A 21,569-nucleotide genomic window follows, 5' to 3' on the forward strand; every position below is an offset into this window, starting at 1 on the left:
GGAGCCGGGCCGCGAAGTCCACGCCACCGGCGAGATGGCGGCGGACCGCACGCGGGTGCAGCACCTCGACGTCGCCGACGGTGCGGCCGGCGACCCAGCGTTCGAGACCACGTCGTACGACTTCGACCTCGGGCAGCTCGGGCACGGTGTCGCTCCTGAAGGGATGTTCTGGAAAAACAATACGGTTCTGGACAGGAGGAACCCCCCGGTGCACGAGGCACCGAGGGGTTCCCGGGGTCAGGCCGGAGCCGCGTCCGTGGACGGTGCCGGGCCGGCCGGGGCGTCGGTGGCCCCGCCGTCGGCAGCGGCCTTCGCCGCGGCCTCCCGTTCCTCCGCGGCGGCGCTGATCTCGCGCCAGGCGGACTCCGCCGCCTGCTGCTCCGCTTCCTTCTTGCTACGGCCGGTGCCGGTGCCGTACGAGACACCACCGACGCGAGCAGCAGCAGTAAAGGTCTTCTCGTGGTCCGGGCCGGTCTCCGTGACGATGTACTCGGGGACTCCGAGGCTCTCGCCGGCGGTGAGCTCCTGGAGACTGGTCTTCCAGTCCAGGCCGGCACCGAGGTTGGAGGACCTGTCGATCAGCGGGTCGAAGAGCCGGTGCACCAGCTCCGAGGCCGCGCTGAGGCCCTGGTCGAGATAGACCGCGCCGATCACCGCTTCAAGCGTGTCGGCGAGGATGGACGCCTTGTCCCTGCCACCCGTGCCCTCTTCACCGCGGCCGAGCCGGATGAAGGAGCCGAGTTCGAGGCCGCGGCCCACTTCCGCAAGCGCACGAGAGTTGACCACCGCGGCCCGCAACTTGGCCAGCTGGCCTTCGGGCAGGTCGGGGTGGGTGCGGTACAGCGTGTCCGTGACCACCAGGCCGAGTACCGAATCCCCGAGGAATTCGAGTCGCTCGTTGGTGGGCAGACCGCCGTTCTCGTATGCGTACGAACGGTGGGTCAGCGCACGCACCAGAAGGGCGGTCTCGAGTTGATACCCGAGCCGCCCTTCCAGAAGCGTGTGGGACGAGGCTGTGTTGACGTTGTCTGCCTTCTTCTTGGCGTTGGACAACTCAGACATCGGGCCTCTCACCAGCCGCTCAGACCTCGAGGACCTGGCGCTTGTTGTACGTGCCGCAGCTGGGGCACGCGATGTGCTGCAGCTTCGGCTCCTGGCAACGCTCGCACGAAACCAGGGTGGGGACCGCAGCCTTCCACTGCGACCGGCGGTGGCGCGTGTTGCTGCGCGACATCTTCCGCTTCGGAACAGCCACGGCTACTTCTCCTGCTTCTCGTCGACGCCCGCTTCGGCGCCGCCCATGTTGTCCTTCTCGCCGTCCTGAACGGTGTCGGCGAGTCCCTGCAATGCCGCCCAACGAATGTCGACGGCATCATGGTGGTGACCGGGGTTCTCGTCCAGCCTGATTCCGCATTCGGAACACAGACCGGCACAGGTCTCCCGGCACACCGGCTGCATCGGCAGTGCGAGCACCACCGCATCACGCAGCACTGGTTCGAGGTCGAACAGGCCGTCCTCGATGAAGAGCCTGTCCTCGTCGTCCTCGGCGTCGTCGGCCGGCTCCGCCTTGCTGCTGCGGCCCCGGTCATCGGCGTCAGGGTACGAGAACATCTCCTGGAAGTCCGCCGCGACCTCTTGGCGCAGCGGCTCCAGACACCTTACGCACTCCCCCTCGGCCGACGCACGGGCGGTGCCTGTGACAAGCACCCCTTCCATGACCGACTCAAGGCGGAGGTCCAGCTCCACGGGTGCGCCTTCCGGCACACCGATGACCCCTTCGATGCCGAGGACCGACGGCGGACCGGGTGCGTCCACCGAGCGGGAGAGCCGCTGGAGGGCACCGGGACGCCGGCCCAGCTCGTGCGTGTCGAACACGAGGGGGTTTCGGTGGTCGAGGTGGCCGTTCAGGGCTTTTCCTGCTTTCGAAATCATGTGCAACGCACATCGTGGGGAGGGCCGCCCGGATTCGGAGTCGAAACGGGCAGCCGGGATCGCGGACATACGCGCGACCGAAGAGCCAGGATACTGGACGCGCCGCCCAGCTCCCAATCCGGGCCGCCGGGACCATCCGGCCCGAGGTTCCGGCGCCGCAGGCCCCGTCCGGTCAGCGCTCCTGTTCGTACCGGCGGAGCTGGTCCAGGTCGATCATGCTGGTGTCGAACAGGCTGGTCTCGTCGAGGGCGCTCTCGCCCTGCGGCTGGAGCGCCTGCTGGGGCTGCACGGGCTGCTGCTGCCAGTTGTCGTACCCCTGGACGGGGACCTGGGCCTGGACCTGGGCCTGGGCCTGGTCGTAGCCCTGCTGCTGATAGGCCGCGGCGTACGGGTCCGGCTGCTGCTGGTACCCGTAGACGTCCTGCTGCGGCTGCTCCTGGTACGCGTAGGTCTCCGCGTAGCCCGGCTGGGCCTGGGCGGGGAAGTGCGGCTGGGGCTGCTGGTGCACCGGCTGCGGCTCCGGGGTGGCGATCTCGGCGAGGCCGGCCCAGTGGTCCTCGTCGCTCATGTGCGCCTGGTTGCCCGCGGCGTCCTGGGCGGCCACGTGCGCGCCGAGCTCGTCGGTGGCGACCCGGCCGTGCAGCTTCTGCCGGCCGCGGCCGACCGCCTCCAGGGTCTTGGCGAGCACCGCCTCGAAGGCGCCGAGCTTGGTGTCCACGTACTCGTCCGCCCGGCGCTGGAGCGTGGCCGGGTCGGTGCTGCGCTCGGGGGCCTCGGCGAAGTCCGGGTCCTCGTAGCCCTGCTCGTCGAAGGGCCGGCCGCGGCCGAGGAGCTTCTCGCGGCCGCGGTCGACGGAGCCGATGGTCTTGGTGAGGACGACCTCGAAGTTGGCCAGCTTGCTGTCGACGTACTCGTCGGCGTCGCCGCGGACCTCGGCGGCCTCCCGGCGGGCCTCGTCGAGGATGCGGTCGGCCTCGCTGCGGGACTGCCTGGCGATCTCGGTGTCGGAGATCAGCGAGGTGCGTTCGGCGCGGGCGGCATCGATGATCCGCTCGGCCTCCTGGCGGGCCTGCTCGGCCAGCTGCTCCTGGCCGCCGATGAGCTCCTGGGCGTGGGCGAGCGAGCCGGGCAGGGCCTCGCGCACCTCTTCGAGCATCGCGAGCAGTTCGGCGCGGTTGACCACGCACGAAGCCGACATGGGCATCGACCGGGCGTTCCCGACCGTTTCGACGATCTCGTCGAGCTTCTTCTGCACGTCCACCGTGTGCTCGCCACTCTCTACAGCCGATTGGAGACGGACGGGACGACTGTACGGCCAGTCGGCGCCCGTCCGACACCTGGTGACGGGCCGTCAGACGCTCACCGCTGGGCGAGACGCTCGGTGAGGGCCTCGTGGACCAGCGGGGGGAGCAGGTGGGAGACGTCTCCGCCCCAGGTCGCGACCTCCTTGACCAGGGAGGAGGACAGGAAGCTGTAGGTGGGATTGGTCGGCACGAAGAGCGTCTCGACGCCGGAGAGGCCGTTGTTCATCTGGGCCATCTGGAGCTCGTAGTCGAAGTCGCTGACGGCCCGCAGGCCCTTCACGATCGCCGGGATGTCGCGCTGCTTGCAGAAGTCGACCAGGAGGCCGTGGAAGGACTCCACCTGGACGTTGCCGAAGTCCGTGGTGACCTGGCGGATCAGGTCGATCCGCTCGTCGACCGTGAACAGACCCTTCTTGGACTGGTTGATCATCACCGCGACGTGTACGACGTCGTACAGCTTCGAGGCGCGGCCAATGATGTCGAGGTGTCCATTGGTGATGGGGTCGAATGACCCCGGACAGACGGCGCGGCGCAACTTGATTCCCTCGCTCTCCGGTCCGGTCATCGTGCGTCTTCGCACGTAGAGGCGGCGCGACCGTACCAAAGCGTCCCTTCGCCGTAGCGACGGGCCCGCAACGGTTCGAATCCCTCGGGCCAGCCGAATTCTCCGCCTCTGGTGCTGCGTTCCACGGTGACGAGAGCATCGGCCGTGAGCCAGCCCTGAGCACGGAGTGTGAGCAGTATCTCGCCAAGATCGTCGTCGGTGACGGCGTACGGCGGGTCCAGGAACACCACGTCGTAGGGGTCTTCCGGTGCCGGTCCCGTCACGATCTGTTCGGCTTTGCCGGTACGGACCTCGGCGCCGGGCAGGCCGAGGGTGCGGACGTTGTCCCGGACGGTGCGGACGGCCCTGGGGTCGGCCTCGACGAGCAGGGCGTGCACCGCGCCCCGGGAGAGCGCCTCCAGGCCGACGGCACCGGAGCCCGCGTACAGGTCGGCGATACGGATGCCCTCCAGGCTGCCGAGGAGCGCTTCCCAGGTGGAGAAGAGGCCCTCGCGCGCACGGTCGGAGGTGGGGCGGGTGCCGGTGCCGGGCGGAACGGCCAGGCGGCGTCCGCCGGCCGAGCCGGCGATCACGCGGGTCATGGGTGTCTGGTCCTCGGTTCGTGGGCGGCCCGCGGGGTGCCGCGGCGACGTGCCACCCACGATATGGCGTGGTGGCCGATCGGGCCCCCGCACCCGGCTCCCCCAAGCCGCTCCCGGTCAGCCCTTGTCGAGGTACTGCTCGCGCTCCTTGTCGAGCAGCGCGTCCAGCGCGGTCCGCAGCTCCGGCAGTTGTCCGAGCTCCGGGTCGGCGGCGACGATCGCGACGGCCTCCTCGCGTGCGGCGGCGATGACCTCCTCGTCGTCGATGACGGTGAGCATCCGCAGCGAGGAGCGGACCCCGGACTGGGCCTGGCCGAGGACATCGCCCTCGCGGCGCTGTTCCAGGTCGATCCGGGAGAGCTCGAAGCCGTCCAGGGTGGCGGCGACCGCGGAGAGGCGGGCGCGGGCGGGACTGGCCTCGTGGGCCTCGCTGACCAGCAGGCAGAGTCCGGGGGCGGATCCCCGGCCGACCCGGCCGCGCAGCTGGTGGAGCTGGGAGACACCGAAGCGGTCGGCGTCCATGATCACCATGGCGGTGGCATTGGGGACGTTGACGCCGACCTCGATGACGGTGGTGGCGACCAGCACGTCGACGTCGCCCGCGGCGAAGCGGCGCATCACGTCGTCCTTGTCGTCCGGGTTCATCCTGCCGTGCAGCACCTCGATGCGCAGGCCGGCCAGGGGGCCCTTGGTGAGCTGCTCGGCGATCTCCAGGACGGCGAGCGGCGGTCGTTTGTCGCCGTCGTCCTCGGGGGCCTTCTTCTTCGTCTTCTTCCCCGCCGCCTCGTCCTCGGCGTCGTCGCCGATGCGGGGGCAGACCACGTACGCCTGGTGTCCGTTCTCCGCTTCTTCCCGGACCCGCTCCCAGGCGCGGCTGAGGAAGTGCGGCTTGTCCTTGGCGGGTACGACGTGGCTGGCGATGGGCGAGCGCCCGGCCGGGAGCTGGTCCAGTACGGAGGTCTCCAGGTCGCCGAAGACGGTCATGGCGACCGTACGGGGAATGGGGGTGGCCGTCATGACCAGCAGGTGGGGCGGCTGCTTGCCCTTGGAGCGGAGGGCGTCGCGCTGCTCGACCCCGAAGCGGTGCTGTTCGTCGACGACGACCAGGCCCAGGTCGTGGAACTGGACCTTGTCCTCGATCAGGGCGTGGGTGCCGATCACGATGCCGGCCTCGCCGGTGACGAGGTCGAGGAGCGCCTGCCTGCGGGCCGCGACGCCCATCGAACCGGTGAGCAGCACCACCTTGGTGCCCTGCTCGGAGCCGCCGAGCATGCCGCCCTCGGCCAGCTCCCCCATCATTTCGGTGATCGAGCGGTGGTGCTGCTGGGCGAGCACCTCGGTGGGCGCGAGCATGGCGGCCTGCCCGCCCGCGTCGACGACCCCGAGCATGGCGCGCAGCGCGACCATGGTCTTGCCGGAACCGACCTCTCCCTGGAGGAGCCGGTGCATCGGGTGCTCGGTCGCGAGGTCGTCGAAGATCTCCCGGGACACCTTCTGCTGCCCCTCGGTGAGGGTGAAGGGCAGTCTGGCGTCGAAGGCGTCGAGCAGTCCGCCGGGCGTGGGTCTGCGGGCCACGGCCGGGAGCTGGGTGTCGGCGTACCTGCGGCGGGCCAGCGCGACCTGGAGGACGAAGGCCTCGTCCCACTTCAGCCGGTCCCGGGCCTCCGCGATGTCCGCCTTGGTCTGCGGCCGGTGGACCTTCAGCAGCGCCTCCGGGAGCGGGGCGAATCCACGGCCCTCGCGCAGGGCCGGCGGCAGGGGGTCGACGGCCTCCTGCGCGCTGGGCAGCACCGTGTCGACGGCCTTGGCGATCCGCCACGAGTCGAGCTGCTTGCAGGCCGGGTAGATCGGCAGCAGCCGCCCGGCGAAGGCGTCCACCGCCTCCGTGGCCTCGTCGGCGTCCGTGGCGTCGAGCAGCTGGTACGTGGGGTGGGCGAGCTGCATCTTCCGGTTGAAGACGGAGACCTTGCCCGCGAACATCGCCCGGCGGCCGGGCAGCAGCTCCTTGTGCGGCTTGTGCACGCCGTGGCCGAAGAAGACCAGCTGGAGCCGGCCGTGGCCGTCGGTGAGGGTCACTTCCAGGCGCTTGCCGCGGCCGTTGTTGAACATCAGGACGCGGGCGTCGGCGACCTGGGCGACCACCGTCACGTGCTCGTCCAGCGGGAGGTCGGCCAGCGCCGTGAGCCGGCCGCGCTCCTCGTACCGCCGCGGGTAGTGGTGCAGCAGATCACCGACCGTGTGCAGGTCGAGGTGTTCGGCCATCACCTTCGCGGTGGCTCCGCCGAGCAGCTTCTTGAGGGGTTCATCGAACGCAGACACGCGATCCATTGCACACCACACCACTGACAGATGTCCGGCGGACACCGTCCGGGCGCGCTGCCGGCGCCGTGGGTCCGGCGCGGCGGACCGGCCACCGGGTGTCCGAGGAGGATGTGCGCGGGAGGACCGGCCCGGCCGGTGCCCCGGGTGCGGCGGGCTCCGCTACTCCACCCCGATGAGCAGCGGAGCCCGCTGGTGGCCACCCCGGTACACCACGGTGTCCACCGCCAGATAGCCCTCGCGCACGTGCTCCTCCAGCGTGTCCGCGAGGCTGTCGGGGATGTCCTCGCCCAGGACCAGGGTGACCAGTTCGCCGCCCGCCGCCAGCATCCGGTCCAGCACGTCGCGGGCGGTCCGCGGTACGTCCCCGCCGATCACCGCGACGTCGCCGTCGATCAGGCCCAGGACGTCGCCGGCCTGGCAGATGCCCGCCATGGTCCAGGACTGCCGTTCGGCGACGGCGAGTTCCGCGTAGCGGGTGGCGCCGGCGGCGGCGGTCATCGCCACCACGTCCTCGTCGAAGCTGCGGTCGGGTTCGTGGACGGCGAGGGCCGCGATGCCCTGGACGGCGGCCCTGGTCGGGATCAGGGCGACCCGGACGCCCTGGGCGCGGGCCTGTTCGGCGGCGGCCGCGGCGGTGTGGCGCAGCTCCGCGTCGTTGGGCAGCAGGACCACCTCGCGGGCGTGCGCCCGGTGGATCGCGTCGGCCAGTTCGCCGCTGGCGGGCGGTTCCCCGGGCCGGGCCAGGACCGTCGTGGCCCCGGCCTCCTTGCACAGGTCGCGGAGCCCGTCGCCGGGGACCACCACGACGACCGCGCGCTGCACGGGCTCGGTGTGCGGGTGCACCCGGTCCGCGCCGAAGTGGGTGATCCGGATCCGGTACGGCCGCCCCGCCTCGACCCCGGCCTCCACGGCCGCGCCCGCGTCGTCCACGTGCACATGGACGTTCCACAGCCCGTCGCCGCCCACCACCACCAGCGAGTCGCCGAGCCGGTCGAGCCGGGTCCGCAGCCGGTCCACCGCGTCGTCCGTGGCCTCCAGCAGGTAGATGACCTCGAAGGCCGGTCCGTCCTGCGCGTCGGCCTCCGCGCACTCGTCCGGCACCGGAAGGACGGGCACCGCGACCCGGCGGTGTTCGGGCGCCCGTCCGCAGACCGCTTCGACGAGCGCCCCGAGCACGGTCACCAGCCCGCGTCCGCCGGCGTCCACGACACCCGCCCTGCCCAGGACCGCGAGCTGTCCGGGGGTCGCGTCCAGGGCGGTGCGCGCCCCGTCGTACGCCGCCCGTGCGACCGTCGCGGTCCCGGCGCCGCTCTCGCTGCGGGCGGCGGCCTCGGCGGCGGCGGTGGCCACCGTGAGCACGGTGCCCTCGACGGGGTGGGCCACGGCCTGCCGGGCCGCGGCGGCGGCGACGGCGAGCGCCTCCCGCAGCCGGTCCGCGTCATGTCCGGCGGCCAGCACTCCGGCCATTCCGCGCAGCAGTTGGGCCAGGATCGTGCCGGAGTTCCCGCGGGCGCCGATCAGGGCGCCGTGCGCCATGGCGCGTACGGCGTCGGCCGTCGCGGGCACCGTCCCGCCGGTCTCGTGGGCGGCGAAGACCGCTTCGACGGCCTGGGCCGCGGACTCCACAGTGAGATAGAGGTTCGTCCCGGTGTCCCCGTCGGCGACGGGGTACACATTGATCGCGTCGATCGCCTCGCGCTCCCGGCCCAGCGCCTCCAGGGCCAGTGAGCACCAGGTACGCACCGCGACGGCGTCCATGTCGTCGGCGGTCTGCGGCACCTGTCGGTCCTCCTCGGATTCGGCCGTGGGCGGCCGGCTGCATCGCAGAGTAGCTCCCCGCGCACCGGGTCCGGCGGGAACAGGGGGCGGGAGGGGGTCGGTGAAACCCATGGTAGTTTCGTTCTACCGACGCAGCCGTTGTATGCTGCTTCGGTTGCCCGATGAAAGTCGGGCCATCCCTCCGGCACCGCCACTTCAGTCAAATGATTCCGGCGCGCCGGATTTCACTGTAAGTGCATCTGAAGTCTTTGGAGTGACCCGTGGCTGCCAACTGCGACGTCTGCGGCAAGGGGCCGGGCTTCGGCAACAACATTTCGCACTCGCACCGCCGTACGTCCCGTCGCTGGAATCCCAACATCCAGCGCGTGCGTGCCGTGGTCGGTCGGACGCCGAAGCGGCTCAACGTCTGCACCTCGTGCATCAAGGCCGGCAAGGTCGCGCGCTGACGTTCCCGTCGTAGCGCAGCCTTCCGGTTGCCCAAAAAGCCGGTCCACCTCGGTGGACCGGCTTTTTGCTGTGCTCCCGGACTTTCCCGCCGTGCGCCGGACCCCTCATCCGTTGCGGGTCCGCCAGCCGTGGTCGACCGGGCCGATCCCTGCGCCCAGCGGGAAGCCCGCCATGATCGCCCCGGTGACGTACGCCTTCGCTTGCCGTACCGCCGTGGGCACCTCCTGTCCCAGGGCCAGTCCGCAGGCGATGGCCGAGGCGAGGGTGCAGCCGGTGCCGTGGGTGTGGCGGTTGTCGTGCCTGGGGGCGGGCAGCCAGTGCTCCTCGGTGCCGTCCGTCAGCAGGTCGACGGGGTCGCCGGGCAGATGACCGCCCTTGATGACGGCCCACCGCGGCCCGAACTCCAGCACCGCGGCGGCCGCCCGCCGCATCCCGGCCTCGTCCTCGACGCGGACGCCGGTGAGCTGTGCCACCTCGTCCAGGTTGGGGGTGGCGACCGCGGCGACGGGCAGGAGCTTCGTCCGTACGGAATCGAGCGCCTCGGCGGCCAGCAGCGGATCGCCGTGCTTGGAGACGCCGACCGGGTCGACGACGGCCGGGGCGTCGGTGGCGGCGAGGAGTTCGGCCACGGTCTCCACCAGGACGGCCGACGACAGCATTCCGGTCTTGACCGCCTGCACCCCGATGTCGTCCACCACACTGCGGTACTGGGCGCGCACCGCCTCGGCCGGCAGTTCCCAGGCGCCCTGCACTCCCAGCGAGTTCTGGGCGGTGACGGCGGTCAGCACGCTCATTCCGTGCACACCGTGCGCCAGCATCGTCTTCAGGTCGGCCTGGATGCCCGCACCGCCGCCGGAGTCGGATCCGGCGACGGTGAGCACACGGGCGGGTACATCAGCAGATTTGGGCATACGCCGAAATCTACTGGGCGTCCTCGATGTCCCCGAAGTGGTCCCAGCCACTCTTGCTGGTCCACGGCGCCCCGTCGACCGTCACCTGCGGCAGCGCGGAGGGGTTGAGGACCTCGCCGATCACCTTCCAGCGGGCGGGCAGCTTCACGTCCGGCGGGAAGGTGGCGACGATCGCGTGGTCCTCGCCGCCGGTCAGCACCCACTGGAGCGGGTCGACGCCGACGGCCTGACCGATGTCGGACATCTGCGAGGGGATGTCGATGAGCCCGGAGCGCAGATCGATCCGGACCTTGCTGGCCTCGGCGATGTGCCCGAGGTCGGCGACGAGCCCGTCGCTCACGTCCGTCATGGCGGTGGCGCCGAGCCCGGCGGCCGCGGGGCCGGCGTGGTACGGCGGTTCGGGACGCCGGTGGGCCTCGACGAAGGCGCGCGGCGAGCGGAAGCCGCGGGAGAGCACCGCGTATCCGGCGGCGGACCAGCCGAGCCAGCCGGTGACGGCGACTACGTCGCCGGGCTGGGCGCCGGAGCGGGTGACCGGTTCGTGGTTGCGCAGATCGCCCAGCGCGGTGATCGAGACGGTGATCGTCTCGCCGCGCACCACGTCTCCGCCGACCACGGCCGCGCCCGCGACCTGGCACTCGTCACGGATGCCGTCCATCAGTTCTCCGGCCCAGGTGACCGGGAGTTCGGCGGGGACGACCAGGCCGAGCAGCAGCGCGGTGGGCACCGCGCCCATGGCGGCGATGTCGGCGAGGTTCTGGGCGGCGGCCTTGCGGCCGACGTCGTACGCCGTCGACCAGTCCCGGCGGAAGTGCCGGCCCTCCAACAGGATGTCCGTACTGGCCACGACCCTGCGGTCGGGAGCGGTCACCACCGCGGCGTCGTCGCCGGGGCCGAGCCGTACCGCCGGAGTGGTGGTGAGCCGGGAAGTGAGCTCCTTGATGAGCCCGAACTCCCCCAACTCGCCCACGGTTCCCTTCACCGAGTCTCACCTCTCATCTATCGCGCCGGACGCTCGTCCGGGCTGCTTCGGCGGCCGGGGGTCCGCGCCGTGGACCGGCCGCCGCCCCGGGGAGCGGTCCGCACCGCTGGTCAACGCCATGCCCGTCCCCCTTCCGGACCGCTGCGCTTGCGGTCGCGGGCCGTCACTGCTGTCGGTACTGTCAAGAGATACGTCAACTTGTGTCTTGTGTACGCCACGCTGCGGGCGTCAACGGCCCCCAGGTCTCCCCGCGGCACGCGGCAACGCGATACCGTGGCGTCCCTTTCTCCCCCACATGATCCTCGTGGCCGCCGTGGAGGTTCCGTGGTACAGGCGTACATCCTTATTCAGACCGAGGTGGGCAAGGCGTCGACCGTCGCCGAGACCATCGCCAGAGTTCCGGGAGTGATCCAGGCAGAGGACGTCACCGGCCCCTACGACGTGATCGTGCGCGCACAGGCCGACACGGTCGATGAACTCGGCCGCATGGTGGTCGCCAAGGTCCAGCAAGTGGAGGGCATCACCCGAACCCTGACCTGCCCGGTCGTCCATCTGTAGTCCCCGTCTACGCTGGGCCGGTGACCTCATCGCGCCGGCTCTGCCACCCCGTGTTCCTCGGTACGTCCGTCGCCGCGCTGCTGCTGGCCGCGGCGGGCTGTTCCTCAACGGACGCCGCGGTGTCGATCACGGTTCCCACGCCGTCCCCGCAAGCCGCGGCCTACTGCCGTGCGCTGCACAAGGAGCTGCCGAGGACCGTTGCCGGACTCGACCGCGGTGATGCCGGGCCGAAGTCCGAACTGACCGCCGAGTGGGGTGACGGGGAGATCGTACTGCGCTGCGGTGTCCCGCGGCCCGCGAAGATGGACGACCCGATGGCGAAGGGCACCGAGGCGAACGGCGTCAACTGGCTGCTGGAGCAGTCCGACGACGCCGGTCCGCGTTTCACGACGACCTACCGCAAGGCGTACGTCGAGGTGACGCTGTCGGCTGCGTACGCGCATGACGCGAGCCCGCTGGCCGCGTTCGGCCCGGCCGTCCGCAGGACGGTTCCCGGACTGTAGGGCGTGCGCTCCCGCCCGGGAGCACACGCCCTGCGGCGCGGGACCGGGCTCAGCGCAGTCCGGTCGGGCGCCTCAACGCCGCCTGGATCAGCCGGTCCACCAGCTCCTGGTAGCTGACGCCGCTCTCCTGCCACATCCGCGGGTACATGGAGATCGGGGTGAATCCCGGCAGGGTGTTGATCTCGTTGATCACGAAGGTGCCGTCCTCGGTGAGGAAGAAGTCGGCACGGACCAGCCCCTCGCAGGACGTGGCCTCGAAGGCCTCGACCGCGAGCCGCTGCACCTCGGCCGTCTGCTCCTCGGTGAGCGGGGCGGGCAGGATCCCGGAGGCCGAATCGATGTACTTGGCCTCGAAGTCGTAGAAGTCGTGCGAGGTCACCGGCGGGATCTCGGCGGGCACGCTGGCGCGCGGGCCGTCCTCGAACTCCAGCACCCCGCACTCGATCTCGCGGCCCCGCAGCAGCGACTCGACCAGGAACTTGGGGTCGTGGCGGCGGGCCTCCTCGATCGCCTCGTCGAGCCCGGAGAGGTCGTCGACCTTGGTGATGCCGAAGGACGAGCCGGCGCGTGCGGGCTTGATGAAGAGCGGCCAGCCGTGCTCACCGGCGAAGTCCACGATGCGCTTGCGGGCGCCGGAGGGGTCGTTGTCCCATTCGCGGGGACGGACCACGAGGTACGGGCCGACCGGCAGCCCGAAGGAGATGAAGACCCGCTTCATGTACTCCTTGTCCTGGCCGACCGCCGAGGCGAGCACACCGGCGCCGACGTAGGGGACACCGGAGAGCTCCAGGAGCCCCTGGAGGGTGCCGTCCTCGCCGTACGGGCCGTGCAGCACGGGGAAGACGACGTCGACCTCGCCGAGCGCCTTGGGGACCGAGCCGGGCTCGCTGTACACCACTTCGCGGCTGCCGGGGTCGACGGAGAGCACCACGGCGCCCTCGGTGGACTCGGCCAGCTGGGCCACCTCCGGCATCTTCCGGTCCGTGATGGCCATGCGTTCGGGTTCATCGGCGGTGAGTGCCCAGCGGCCGTCCGTCGTGATACCGATCGGCAGGACGTCGTACTTGGTCCGGTCGATGGCGTTCAGGACGGCGCCGGCCGTGACGACCGAGATGCCGTGTTCGGAGCTGCGGCCGCCGAACACGACGGCCACACGCGGCTTGCGGAGCTGCTGCTCCGGGCTCTGGGGGAGGTTCTCGCTGCTCATATCGCGTTGAGCGTACCTGCTGGTACCACTCGCGTCAGCGCGGCCGGTGCGGCTGGAGCGGTGACCGGGAAGGTTCACCGCTCCGGCCGCCCCGGCCGGTCTCAGCGCCGCTCGGGCTTCGCGCTGCGCGACATCAGCTCGCCCAGCGCGACCATCGGCGGCTTGCCCTCGTGGACGATGCCGACGACCGTCTCGGTGATCGGCATGTCGACGCCGTGCCGGCGCGCCAGATCGAGCACCGATTCACAGGACTTGACGCCCTCGGCGGTCTGGCTGGTGACGGCGATGGTCTCCTGGAGCGTCATGCCGCGGCCGAGGTTGGTGCCGAAGGTGTGGTTGCGGGAGAGCGGCGAGGAGCAGGTCGCCACCAGGTCGCCCAGGCCCGCGAGTCCGGAGAAGGTCAGCGGGTCGGCGCCCATGGCCAGGCCGAGGCGGGTCGTCTCGGCGAGGCCGCGGGTGATGAGCGACCCCTTGGCGTTGTCGCCGAGGCCCATGCCGTCGGCGATGCCGACCGCCAGACCGATGACGTTCTTCACCGCGCCGCCGAGCTCGCAGCCGACCACGTCGGTGTTGGTGTACGGGCGGAAGTACGAGGTGTGGCAGGCGGTCTGGAGGCGCTGGGCCACGGACTCGTCCTGGCAGGCGACGACGGCCGCCGCCGGGCGGCGTTCGGCGATCTCCTTGGCCAGGTTGGGGCCGGTGATGACGGCGACCCGGTCCGCGGAGACCTTGGTGACGTCCTCGATGACCTCGCTCATCCGCTTCGCGGTGCCGAGTTCGACGCCCTTCATCATCGAGACGAGAACGGTGTCGGAACCGAGGTGCGGGGTCCAGTCGGCGAGGTTGGCGCGCAGGGTCTGCGAAGGCACCACGAGGACGGCGAAGTCGGCGCCGTCCAGCGCCTCGACGGCGTCGGTGGTGGCCCGGACCGATTCGGGGAGTTCGATGCCCGGCAGGTAGCCCGGGTTGGTACGGGTCGTGTTGATGGCCTCGGCGACCTCGGCGCGGCGGCCCCAGAGGGTGACCTCGCAGCCGGCGTCGGCGAGGACCATGCCGAAGGCCGTACCCCATGAGCCGGTTCCGAAGACGGCCGCCTTTGCGGGGTGCGTCACTTGGGTCCCTTTCCTTCTGCCTTGCGCCGCTGCTCCGCACGGGCCTTGCGATGGTCGTAGGGCTGTGCGGGGGCCGGCTCGCCCCGCACGATCTCCAGCTGTGTGGTCACCGCGGCCATGATGACCTCGGTCGCCTCGCGCAGGACGTCGGGCGTCGGCTCCCGGTCGTAGAACCTGGAGAGGTCCACGGGCGGTCCGGCCTGCACCTGAAGGGTCTTGCGGGGGAACAGCCGCAGCTTGTTCTCCCTGGCGTACGGCGGCATCGCGAAGTTGGCGCCCCACTGGGCGACGGGGATGACCGGGGCCTTGGTCATCAACGCGACGCGGGCGGCGCCGGTCTTGCCGGCCATCGGCCACATGTCGGGGTCGCGGGTGAGAGTGCCCTCCGGGTAGAAGGCGACGCATTCGCCGCGCTCGATGGCGTCGACGGCGGCCCGGAAGGCGTCCAGCGCATTGGTCGTCTCGCGGTAGACCGGGATCTGTCCCGTACCGCGCAGCATCATTCCGACAAAGGGGGTCTTGAACAGGCCCGCCTTGGCGAGAAGCCGCGGCACCCGTCCGGTGTTGTACTGGAAGTGACCGTAGGAAAGCGGGTCCAGATAGGAGTTGTGATTGACCGCGGTGATGAATCCACCGTCGACCGGAATGTGTTCCATTCCCCGCCAGTCACGCTTGAACAGAACCACCAACGGCGGTTTTGCGATGACCGCCGCCAGGCGGTACCAGAAGCCGATTCTGCGGCGGGACACTCGGACACCTTCCTCTAAGGACCTGAACTCTGCCTGGCTACCGACGGTCAAGTCTCGCCCCAGGCCCCTGCTCTGTCGAGAACACCGTACGCCCCGCTTTCGGGACCGACCCTCCGGGTTCTCGCACCGGACAGGCGAGAATAGGCGGCGACGCGCATCGAGGGGGAGATCGCCACGAACACCGACCCGACCGGTCATTGGTCCCTGGTCGTCCCGTTGAAGCCGCTGGCGCGGGCCAAGAGCAGGCTGACACCCGCGACGGGGGACGGGCTGCGTCCCCGGCTCGCCCTCGCCTTCGCCCGGGACACCGTGGCCGCCGCCCTGTCCTGCCCGGCGGTGCTGGATGTGGTGGTAGTCACGGACGACCCGGAGGCCGGGGCGGTGCTCACGGCGACCGGGGCGCGGATCGTCCCCGACGCACCCGGCCGCGGGCTCAACGCCGCGCTGGCACACGGTGAGCGGGCGGTGCGGGCCGGGCGGCCGCGGGCCGCGGTCGCCGCACTCAACGCGGATCTGCCCGCGCTGCGCCCCGGAGAATTGGCCCGGGTGCTCGATTATTCCGCCGAATTCCCCCGCGCATTTGTGACCGATGCGGCAGGAATCGGTACAACATTTCTGTCGGCCGCGCCGGGGGTGGAATTGCGCCCGGCTTTCGGCGGACCTTCCCGGGCCCGGCACCTGGAGTCCGGTGCGGTGGAAATCGGTCTGACCGGCATCGATTCGGTCCGCCAGGACGTGGACACCGGCGACGATCTGCGGGCGGCGCTGGCTCTGGGCGTCGGCGCGCACACAGCGGGGCACTGGGCCGCCCGAGCCCCGGGCACCGAGCCCACGACGGCCCCGTGAGAGCCGTCGCGACCGATAGGCTGCCGTTCATGCAGGCGACCTCGTACACCTACGACCCCGAGACCCGCACCGGCAGTGTGCTGCTCGACGACGGCACCCCGGTGGAGTTCGACGCCCGGGCCTTCGACGCGGGCGGTCTGCGGCTGCTGCGTCCGGGCCAGCGGGTGCGGATCGAGGGCAGCGGCGAGGGTGCGGGGCTGCGGATCACCCTGGTGACCCTCCAGACCTTCTGAGGGACCGCGAACCTTCCGGGGGCCGCGCGCGGAGCGCCCACAACAGCCCGCGGGCCGGGCTCCCCGAGGGGAGCCCGGCCCGGCGCGTGTGAGTAGCCCTGTGCTGCTCGGTCTCACTTCTTCCGTGCGGTGGCCTTCTTCGCCGTGGTCTTGCGCGCCGTGGTCTTCTTGGCGGGCGCCTTCTTCGCCGTGGCCTTCTTCGCGGGCGCGGTCTTGCTGGCGGTGGCCTTCTTGGTGGCCGTCGCCTTCTTCGCCGCCGCCGCGGTGGTCTTCTTCGCGGCCGCCGTGGTCTTCTTGGCCGCCGCGGTGGTCTTCTTCGCGGTGGTCTTCTTCGCGGCGGTGGTCTTCGCCGCGGTCACGGTCTTCTTGGCGGTGGCCTTCTTCGCCGTGGCCTTCTTGGCGGTGGCCTTCTTGGCCGCGGCCTTGGCCGTCGTACGGGTGGAAGAACCGCCCGAGAGGCTGCCCTTGGGCGCCTTCTTCACGGCCACGTCGTTCTTGGGGAGCTTCTTCGAGCCGCTCACCAGGTCCTTGAAGCCCTGTCCCGCACGGAAACGGGGCACCGAGGTCTTCTTGACCCGTACGCGCTCACCCGTCTGCGGGTTGCGGGCGTAACGGGCGGGGCGGTCGACCTTCTCGAACGAGCCGAAGCCGGTGACCGAGACCCGGTCCCCTGCGACAACCGCACGGACGATCGCGTCGAGTACCGCGTCGACGGCGTCGGCGGCCTGCTGGCGGCCTCCGACCTTGTCGGCAATCGCTTCTACGAGCTGCGCCTTGTTCACGTCTTCCCCTTCGGAGACATTGCCAGAACGAAAGTGTTCAAGCGTTTTCGCACGTTAGGCAGATATATACCGCAAATCAAACACGAAACGGGCTAATCACCCTAGTGCCGCAACGAAGTCGACCGCTGCGCAGTTCCGCAGAGTCAGTCACCTTCGGGGAATCGGCCCTCATCGAGGTCCTTCATCAACCGGTCCAGACGCCTTGCCGCGTCCGGGAGATCGTGCTTAGCCGCGGCCGTGATGACCAACAGCTTCCGGGACAGCGCCATCCTTACGCCCTCCGGGACTTGCAGTGCGCGCACTCTTGTGTGCGCTTCCTTCAATCGGTCGGCGACTTGGCCGTAAAGCTTGAGTTGGCTGTCGCGTTCCATGCACCGATTGTGCCATCTGGGGCGAGTTGTCGCCCGACGGGGTCTCAACAAGCGACTGCGCCCCCTACCAGATGGCAGGGGGCGCAGTCCTGGAAACGCGCTGCTCAGGCGTTAATTGTACGCGGCTTGAAGGCAGGCCTGGCCGCCTCATAAGTCGCGATGTCCGCTTCGTTCTGAAGGGTGAGGCTGATGTCGTCCAGCCCGTTGAGCAGTCGCCAACGGGCGTTCTCGTCGAGCTCGAAGTCGGCCGTCAGCCCGGATCCGTCGGGGTCCCCGGCGCGGACCTGGCGCGCCTCCAGGTCGACGGTGATCTCGGCGGTGGGGTCGGCCTCGGTCAGCTCCCAGAGCGCGTCGACCACCTGCTGGTCGAGCACGACGGTCAACAGCCCGTTCTTCAGCGAGTTGCCGCGGAAGATGTCGGCGAACCGGGAGGAGATGACGGCCTTGAAGCCGTAGTTCTGCAGGGCCCACACGGCGTGTTCGCGGGACGAGCCGGTGCCGAAGTCGGGGCCGGCCACCAGGACCGTGGCCCCCTTGCGCTCCGGGCGGTTGAGGACGAAGTTCTCGTCCTTGCGCCAGGCCTCGAAGAGCCCGTCCTCGAAGCCGTCCCGGGTGACCTTCTTCAGCCAGTGGGCGGGGATGATCTGGTCGGTGTCCACGTTGCTGCGGCGCAGCGGGACGGCCCGGCCGGTGTGTGCGGTGAAAGCTTCCATGATTCTCAGACTCCGGCGGGCGTACGGGCGTCGGACAGGTCTGCGGGCGAGGCCAGGTGGCCCAGCACGGCGGTGGCGGCGGCGACCTGCGGGGAGACCAGGTGCGTACGGCCGCCCTTGCCCTGCCGGCCCTCGAAGTTGCGGTTCGAGGTGGAGGCGGAGCGCTCGCCGGGGGCCAGCTGGTCGGGGTTCATGCCGAGGCACATCGAGCAGCCGGCGTGCCGCCATTCGGCGCCCGCGGCGGTGAAGACCTTGTCCAGACCCTCCGCGACGGCCTCCAGGGCGACCCGGACGGAGCCCGGCACGACCAGCATCCGTACGCCGTCGGCCACTTTGCGGCCGTCCAGGATCGCGGCCGCGTTGCGCAGGTCCTCGATCCGGCCGTTGGTGCAGGAGCCTACGAAGACGGTGTCCACGTTGATCTCGCGCAGCGGCTGGCCGGCGGTCAACCCCATGTATTCCAGGGCCTTTTCGGCGGCGTTGCGCTCCGAGGCGTCCTCGTACGAAGCAGGATCGGGGACGTTGGCCGACAGGGGCGCGCCCTGGCCGGGGTTGGTGCCCCAGGTGACGAACGGGGCCAGTTCGGCCGCGTCGATGACGACCTCGGCGTCGAAGACCGCGTCGTCGTCGGTGCGCAGCGTCTTCCAGTACGCGACGGCGGCGTCCCAGTCCTCGCCCTGCGGGGCGTGGTCGCGGCCCTTCAGGTACCCGAAGGTGGTCTCGTCCGGGGCGATCATGCCCGCCCGGGCGCCGGCCTCGATCGACATGTTGCAGATGGTCATCCGGGCTTCCATCGAGAGCTTCTCGATGGCCGGGCCGCGGTACTCCAGAACGTAGCCCTGGCCGCCGCCGGTGCCGATCCGGGCGATGATCGCGAGGATCAGGTCCTTGGCCGTGACGCCGTCGGGCAGTTCGCCGTCGATGGTGATGGCCATGGTCTTCGGGCGGGCCATCGGCAGCGTCTGGGTGGCCAGGACGTGCTCGACCTGGCTGGTACCGATACCGAACGCCAGCGCGCCGAAGGCGCCGTGCGTGGAGGTGTGGGAGTCGCCGCAGACGACCGTGGTGCCCGGCTGGGTCAGCCCCAGCTGCGGACCGACCACGTGCACGACGCCCTGCTCGACGTCGCCCAGGGGGTGCAGTCGTACGCCGAACTCCGCGCAGTTCTTGCGCAGGGTCTCCAACTGGGCGCGGGAGACCGGGTCGGCGATCGGCTTGTCGATGTCGAGGGTCGGGGTGTTGTGATCCTCGGTGGCGATGGTGAGATCGAGGCGCCGCACCCGGCGTCCGGCCTGCCGGAGGCCGTCGAAGGCCTGGGGGCTGGTCACCTCGTGCAGCAGGTGCAGATCGATGAAGAGGAGGTCGGGCTCACCTTCGGCGCGCCGGACGACATGGTCGTCCCAGACCTTCTCCGCGAGTGTCCTACCCATCGCTTTCCCTCCGGCCGGCGTCTTCGCCGGCCCAACTAGAGATTCGGTGCGCCGCCGTCCGGACCCCCGTGCGGGGCGGTGGCTACGGGCCGTTGTGTGGCCGCCCGTACAGGTTCGCAACTTCCGCCGAATATTGAACTTGCGTTTCACAGAGTGAGACGGGAGTATCGTCGTATGGACAACTCTAGCGGCGTCGGCGTTCTCGACAAGGCGGCTCTGGTATTGAGCGCCCTGGAGTCCGGTCCGGCCACCCTCGCCGGGCTGGTCGCGGCGACCGGGCTCGCACGACCCACGGCCCATCGACTGGCCGTGGCACTGGAACACCACCGCATGGTGGCGAGGGACATGCAGGGCCGTTTCATTCTCGGCCCCCGGCTGGCGGAGCTCGCGGCCGCGGCGGGCGAGGACCGCCTGCTGGCCACGGCGGGACCGGTGCTCACCCACCTCCGGGACATCACGGGCGAGAGCGCGCAGCTCTACCGCAGGCAGGGCGACATGCGGATCTGTGTGGCGGCGGCGGAGCGGCTGTCCGGTCTGCGGGACACCGTGCCGGTCGGCTCCACGCTCACCATGAAGGCCGGCTCGTCGGCCCAGATCCTGATGGCCTGGGAGGAGCCGGAGCGCCTGCACCGCGGCCTCCAGGGCGCCCGTTTCACGGCGACGGCGCTCTCCGGCGTGCGGCGCAGGGGCTGGGCCCAGTCGATCGGCGAGCGCGAGCCGGGGGTGGCCTCGGTCTCGGCGCCGGTGCGCGGCCCGTCGAACCGGGTGGTCGCCGCCGTCTCGGTCTCCGGACCGATCGAGCGGCTGACCAGGCACCCGGGCCGGATGCACGCCCAGGCGGTCATCGACTCGGCGGCGAGGCTCAGCGAGGCCCTGCGCCGTACCGGCTGACGCACCCGGCACCCCTCCCCGGCCGCCCCAGCGTCGTGGCGGCCCCCTTCCAGCCCCTCACTTCGCGGACGAGCGGTGCGCGAGCCGGTCCGCCGCTCGGCGCCCCCGCCCCTCGATCGGCAGTACGCCGGTCGCCCCGGCCAGTCCGAAGGCCGGCATGTCGGCGTAGATCGACTCGTATCCGCCCTCGGGGACTATGTACGTCTCGTGCCACAGCCCCACGTGCTGCCGGGACTTCCTCTCCTTCCGGTTCATGATCGCCCAGGCCTTGCGGTGGAACATGTCGGGAGCGCTCGCGTACGCGTAGAGCTTCTCCTTCGACTCCCAGTACTGGACGACGTAGTACGTACGTGGCGAGCCGGTCAGCAGCGTGTAGCCGAGCAGGCCGCGCTCCTTGTCCCTGCCCAACTCCCGCAGCATGCGCGGCATCGCGGCGAGGACCGGCAGCCAGTGGTGCACGCCCCGGAAGTGGTTGATACGCATCCCTATCAGCAGCACGACCACCTCTCCCTCGGCCGCGGCGGTGATCCGTCCCGGTATCGGCTTCGCGAACATGCCTGCCCCTTCATCGTTGGAGAGTGCCACTATCCAATGATTGGATAGTGGCACTGCCCAAGAGGTGGCGCAAGGGAAGGCACGGAACATGCGACTCTCGGAACTGAGTGAGCAGAGCGGCGTGAAGACCGCGACGATCAAGTACTACCTGCGCGAGGGGCTGCTGCACCCCGGCCACCGGGTCACCGCCACGCAGGCCGAGTACGACGAGAGCCATCTGCGCCGGCTTCGCCTGGTGCGGGCCCTGATCCAGGTGGGCCGCCTTCCCGTGGCGACGGCGCGCGAGGTCCTCTCGCACATCGACGACGACTCCCTGGGCCGGACGATCCGGCTGGGCGCCGCACTGTGGTCGCTCCCGCACGGCCCGGACCCCGACGAGGAGGCGCCGGAGACGGCGGCCGCCCGCGAGGCCGTCGAGCGGCTGCTGGACCGGATCGGCTGGGCGACGTCGCAGGAGATCGGATCCCTGTCCCCCGCGCATCGCTCGCTGGTGTCCTCGGTGGCGACGCTGATCCGCCTCGGCTACCCCTGTGACGTCGATTACCTGGCCGAGCAGGCCCGGCTGATGCACCAAGTCGCCGTCCAGGACCTGGACATGATGGAGACGCATCCCACGGAGTCGGAGCAGGTGGAGATCGCGGTCGCGTCGGCCGTGCTCTACGAGCCGCTGCTGATGTCCCTGCGGCGGATGGCCCAGGAGGAGGAGTCGGCCCGCCGCTACGGGCTCTGAACGGGCCTCGCGGGCAACGGCGAAGGCCCTCCACCGAGGTGAAGGGCCTTTGTCCGTCCTGCTGTT

26 protein-coding genes are annotated in these 21,569 nt (G+C 70.6%); 7 read left to right on the top strand and 19 right to left on the bottom strand.

Annotated elements, in window-relative coordinates:
• The 9 genes from EES42_RS00640 to EES42_RS00680 form a co-directional block, all read right to left on the bottom strand.
• Window positions 1-145, bottom strand: a 145-nt coding sequence (locus EES42_RS00640) for a DNA-formamidopyrimidine glycosylase family protein (protein WP_277426106.1), incomplete at its 3' end; no start/stop codon positions are given.
• Between the two features lie 92 nt (window positions 146-237).
• Entirely contained in the window at window positions 238-1,062 is an 825-nt protein-coding gene (gene rnc / locus EES42_RS00645; protein ID WP_124716150.1) for a ribonuclease III, read from the bottom strand.
• Between the two features lie 19 nt (window positions 1,063-1,081).
• Window positions 1,082-1,255: a 50S ribosomal protein L32 gene (gene rpmF, locus EES42_RS00650; protein WP_003965982.1), complete on the bottom strand. Its 174-nt coding sequence runs from the start codon at window positions 1,253-1,255 to the stop codon at window positions 1,082-1,084.
• Window positions 1,256-1,257: 2 nt separating this feature from the next.
• Entirely contained in the window at window positions 1,258-1,932 is a 675-nt protein-coding gene (locus tag EES42_RS00655; RefSeq protein WP_124716151.1) for a YceD family protein, read from the bottom strand.
• Window positions 1,933-2,104: 172 nt separating this feature from the next.
• Complete coding sequence (locus tag EES42_RS00660) at window positions 2,105-3,193, bottom strand: cell division initiation protein (RefSeq protein WP_124716152.1); 1,089 nt, start codon at window positions 3,191-3,193, stop codon at window positions 2,105-2,107.
• Between the two features lie 98 nt (window positions 3,194-3,291).
• Window positions 3,292-3,771 carry a pantetheine-phosphate adenylyltransferase gene (gene coaD, locus EES42_RS00665; protein WP_206433392.1) on the bottom strand — a complete coding sequence of 160 codons (480 nt, stop codon included), beginning with the start codon at window positions 3,769-3,771 and terminating at the stop codon, window positions 3,292-3,294.
• A 26-nt stretch (window positions 3,772-3,797) separates the two neighbouring features.
• On the bottom strand, window positions 3,798-4,382 hold the full coding sequence (rsmD, locus tag EES42_RS00670; RefSeq protein ID WP_124716154.1) for a 16S rRNA (guanine(966)-N(2))-methyltransferase RsmD: 585 nt from the start codon (window positions 4,380-4,382) through the stop codon (window positions 3,798-3,800).
• A gap of 117 nt (window positions 4,383-4,499) precedes the next feature.
• Window positions 4,500-6,710 carry an ATP-dependent DNA helicase RecG gene (recG, locus tag EES42_RS00675; RefSeq protein ID WP_206433328.1) on the bottom strand — a complete coding sequence of 737 codons (2,211 nt, stop codon included), beginning with the start codon at window positions 6,708-6,710 and terminating at the stop codon, window positions 4,500-4,502.
• Window positions 6,711-6,863: 153 nt separating this feature from the next.
• Complete coding sequence (locus EES42_RS00680; protein ID WP_124716156.1) at window positions 6,864-8,483, bottom strand: DAK2 domain-containing protein; 1,620 nt, start codon at window positions 8,481-8,483, stop codon at window positions 6,864-6,866.
• A gap of 260 nt (window positions 8,484-8,743) precedes the next feature.
• On the opposite strand from EES42_RS00680, the gene rpmB reads away from it, so the two are divergent.
• Entirely contained in the window at window positions 8,744-8,929 is a 186-nt protein-coding gene (gene rpmB / locus EES42_RS00685) for a 50S ribosomal protein L28 (protein ID WP_030928661.1), read from the top strand.
• A gap of 105 nt (window positions 8,930-9,034) precedes the next feature.
• Here rpmB and thiD read toward each other — a convergent pair whose 3' ends face one another.
• Both thiD and EES42_RS00695 read right to left on the bottom strand, forming a co-directional pair.
• Window positions 9,035-9,841, bottom strand: a complete 807-nt coding sequence (gene thiD / locus EES42_RS00690) for a bifunctional hydroxymethylpyrimidine kinase/phosphomethylpyrimidine kinase (protein WP_124716157.1) — start codon at window positions 9,839-9,841, stop codon at window positions 9,035-9,037.
• Window positions 9,842-9,851: 10 nt separating this feature from the next.
• Entirely contained in the window at window positions 9,852-10,823 is a 972-nt protein-coding gene (locus EES42_RS00695; RefSeq protein WP_124716158.1) for a thiamine-phosphate kinase, read from the bottom strand.
• A gap of 324 nt (window positions 10,824-11,147) precedes the next feature.
• On the opposite strand from EES42_RS00695, the gene EES42_RS00700 reads away from it, so the two are divergent.
• On the top strand, window positions 11,148-11,381 hold the full coding sequence (locus EES42_RS00700; protein WP_072487263.1) for an Lrp/AsnC family transcriptional regulator: 234 nt from the start codon (window positions 11,148-11,150) through the stop codon (window positions 11,379-11,381).
• A 50-nt stretch (window positions 11,382-11,431) separates the two neighbouring features.
• Window positions 11,432-11,884 carry a DUF3515 domain-containing protein gene (locus EES42_RS00705; RefSeq protein ID WP_124717325.1) on the top strand — a complete coding sequence of 151 codons (453 nt, stop codon included), beginning with the start codon at window positions 11,432-11,434 and terminating at the stop codon, window positions 11,882-11,884.
• 49 nt (window positions 11,885-11,933) lie between these two features.
• Here the strand turns inward: EES42_RS00705 and EES42_RS00710 are convergent, their stop codons facing one another.
• The 3 genes from EES42_RS00710 to EES42_RS00720 form a co-directional block, all read right to left on the bottom strand.
• Window positions 11,934-13,091 carry a D-alanine--D-alanine ligase family protein gene (locus tag EES42_RS00710; RefSeq protein WP_124716159.1) on the bottom strand — a complete coding sequence of 386 codons (1,158 nt, stop codon included), beginning with the start codon at window positions 13,089-13,091 and terminating at the stop codon, window positions 11,934-11,936.
• Between the two features lie 101 nt (window positions 13,092-13,192).
• A complete protein-coding gene (locus EES42_RS00715) occupies window positions 13,193-14,203 on the bottom strand; it encodes an NAD(P)H-dependent glycerol-3-phosphate dehydrogenase (RefSeq protein ID WP_124716160.1) in 1,011 nt (336 codons plus the stop codon).
• A complete protein-coding gene (locus EES42_RS00720) occupies window positions 14,200-14,952 on the bottom strand; it encodes a lysophospholipid acyltransferase family protein (protein WP_124716161.1) in 753 nt (250 codons plus the stop codon). The genes EES42_RS00715 and EES42_RS00720 overlap by 4 nt, the downstream gene beginning before the upstream one ends.
• A gap of 156 nt (window positions 14,953-15,108) precedes the next feature.
• Between EES42_RS00720 and cofC the strand changes: the two genes are divergently transcribed.
• Window positions 15,109-15,798 carry a 2-phospho-L-lactate guanylyltransferase gene (gene cofC / locus EES42_RS00725; RefSeq protein WP_124716162.1) on the top strand — a complete coding sequence of 230 codons (690 nt, stop codon included), beginning with the start codon at window positions 15,109-15,111 and terminating at the stop codon, window positions 15,796-15,798.
• A gap of 29 nt (window positions 15,799-15,827) precedes the next feature.
• Entirely contained in the window at window positions 15,828-16,031 is a 204-nt protein-coding gene (locus tag EES42_RS00730; protein WP_124716163.1) for a hypothetical protein, read from the top strand.
• Window positions 16,032-16,144: 113 nt separating this feature from the next.
• Here EES42_RS00730 and EES42_RS00735 read toward each other — a convergent pair whose 3' ends face one another.
• From EES42_RS00735 to leuC, 4 genes are all read right to left on the bottom strand, one after another.
• Entirely contained in the window at window positions 16,145-16,813 is a 669-nt protein-coding gene (locus EES42_RS00735) for an HU family DNA-binding protein (RefSeq protein ID WP_124716164.1), read from the bottom strand.
• A 143-nt stretch (window positions 16,814-16,956) separates the two neighbouring features.
• On the bottom strand, window positions 16,957-17,184 hold the full coding sequence (locus EES42_RS00740; RefSeq protein WP_072487271.1) for an SCO5555 family protein: 228 nt from the start codon (window positions 17,182-17,184) through the stop codon (window positions 16,957-16,959).
• 104 nt (window positions 17,185-17,288) lie between these two features.
• The gene (leuD, locus tag EES42_RS00745) at window positions 17,289-17,897 is read right to left on the bottom strand and encodes a 3-isopropylmalate dehydratase small subunit (protein WP_124716165.1); all 609 of its coding nucleotides are present in this window, start codon (window positions 17,895-17,897) and stop codon (window positions 17,289-17,291) included.
• Between the two features lie 5 nt (window positions 17,898-17,902).
• Window positions 17,903-19,327, bottom strand: coding sequence for a 3-isopropylmalate dehydratase large subunit (leuC, locus tag EES42_RS00750; RefSeq protein WP_124716166.1), 1,425 nt, complete (start codon window positions 19,325-19,327; stop codon window positions 17,903-17,905).
• A 174-nt stretch (window positions 19,328-19,501) separates the two neighbouring features.
• On the opposite strand from leuC, the gene ndgR reads away from it, so the two are divergent.
• Entirely contained in the window at window positions 19,502-20,218 is a 717-nt protein-coding gene (gene ndgR / locus EES42_RS00755) for an IclR family transcriptional regulator NdgR (protein WP_014048551.1), read from the top strand.
• Window positions 20,219-20,275: 57 nt separating this feature from the next.
• Here the strand turns inward: ndgR and EES42_RS00760 are convergent, their stop codons facing one another.
• Window positions 20,276-20,773: a DUF4188 domain-containing protein gene (locus tag EES42_RS00760; protein ID WP_124716167.1), complete on the bottom strand. Its 498-nt coding sequence runs from the start codon at window positions 20,771-20,773 to the stop codon at window positions 20,276-20,278.
• 88 nt (window positions 20,774-20,861) lie between these two features.
• Between EES42_RS00760 and EES42_RS00765 the strand changes: the two genes are divergently transcribed.
• A complete protein-coding gene (locus EES42_RS00765) occupies window positions 20,862-21,503 on the top strand; it encodes a MerR family transcriptional regulator (protein ID WP_124716168.1) in 642 nt (213 codons plus the stop codon).
• The last annotated feature ends 66 nt before the right edge of the window (window positions 21,504-21,569 follow it).

Source organism: Streptomyces sp. ADI95-17 (genome assembly GCF_003846175.1).
In the GTDB taxonomy this organism is placed as follows: Bacteria; Actinomycetota; Actinomycetes; order Streptomycetales; family Streptomycetaceae; genus Streptomyces; species Streptomyces sanglieri.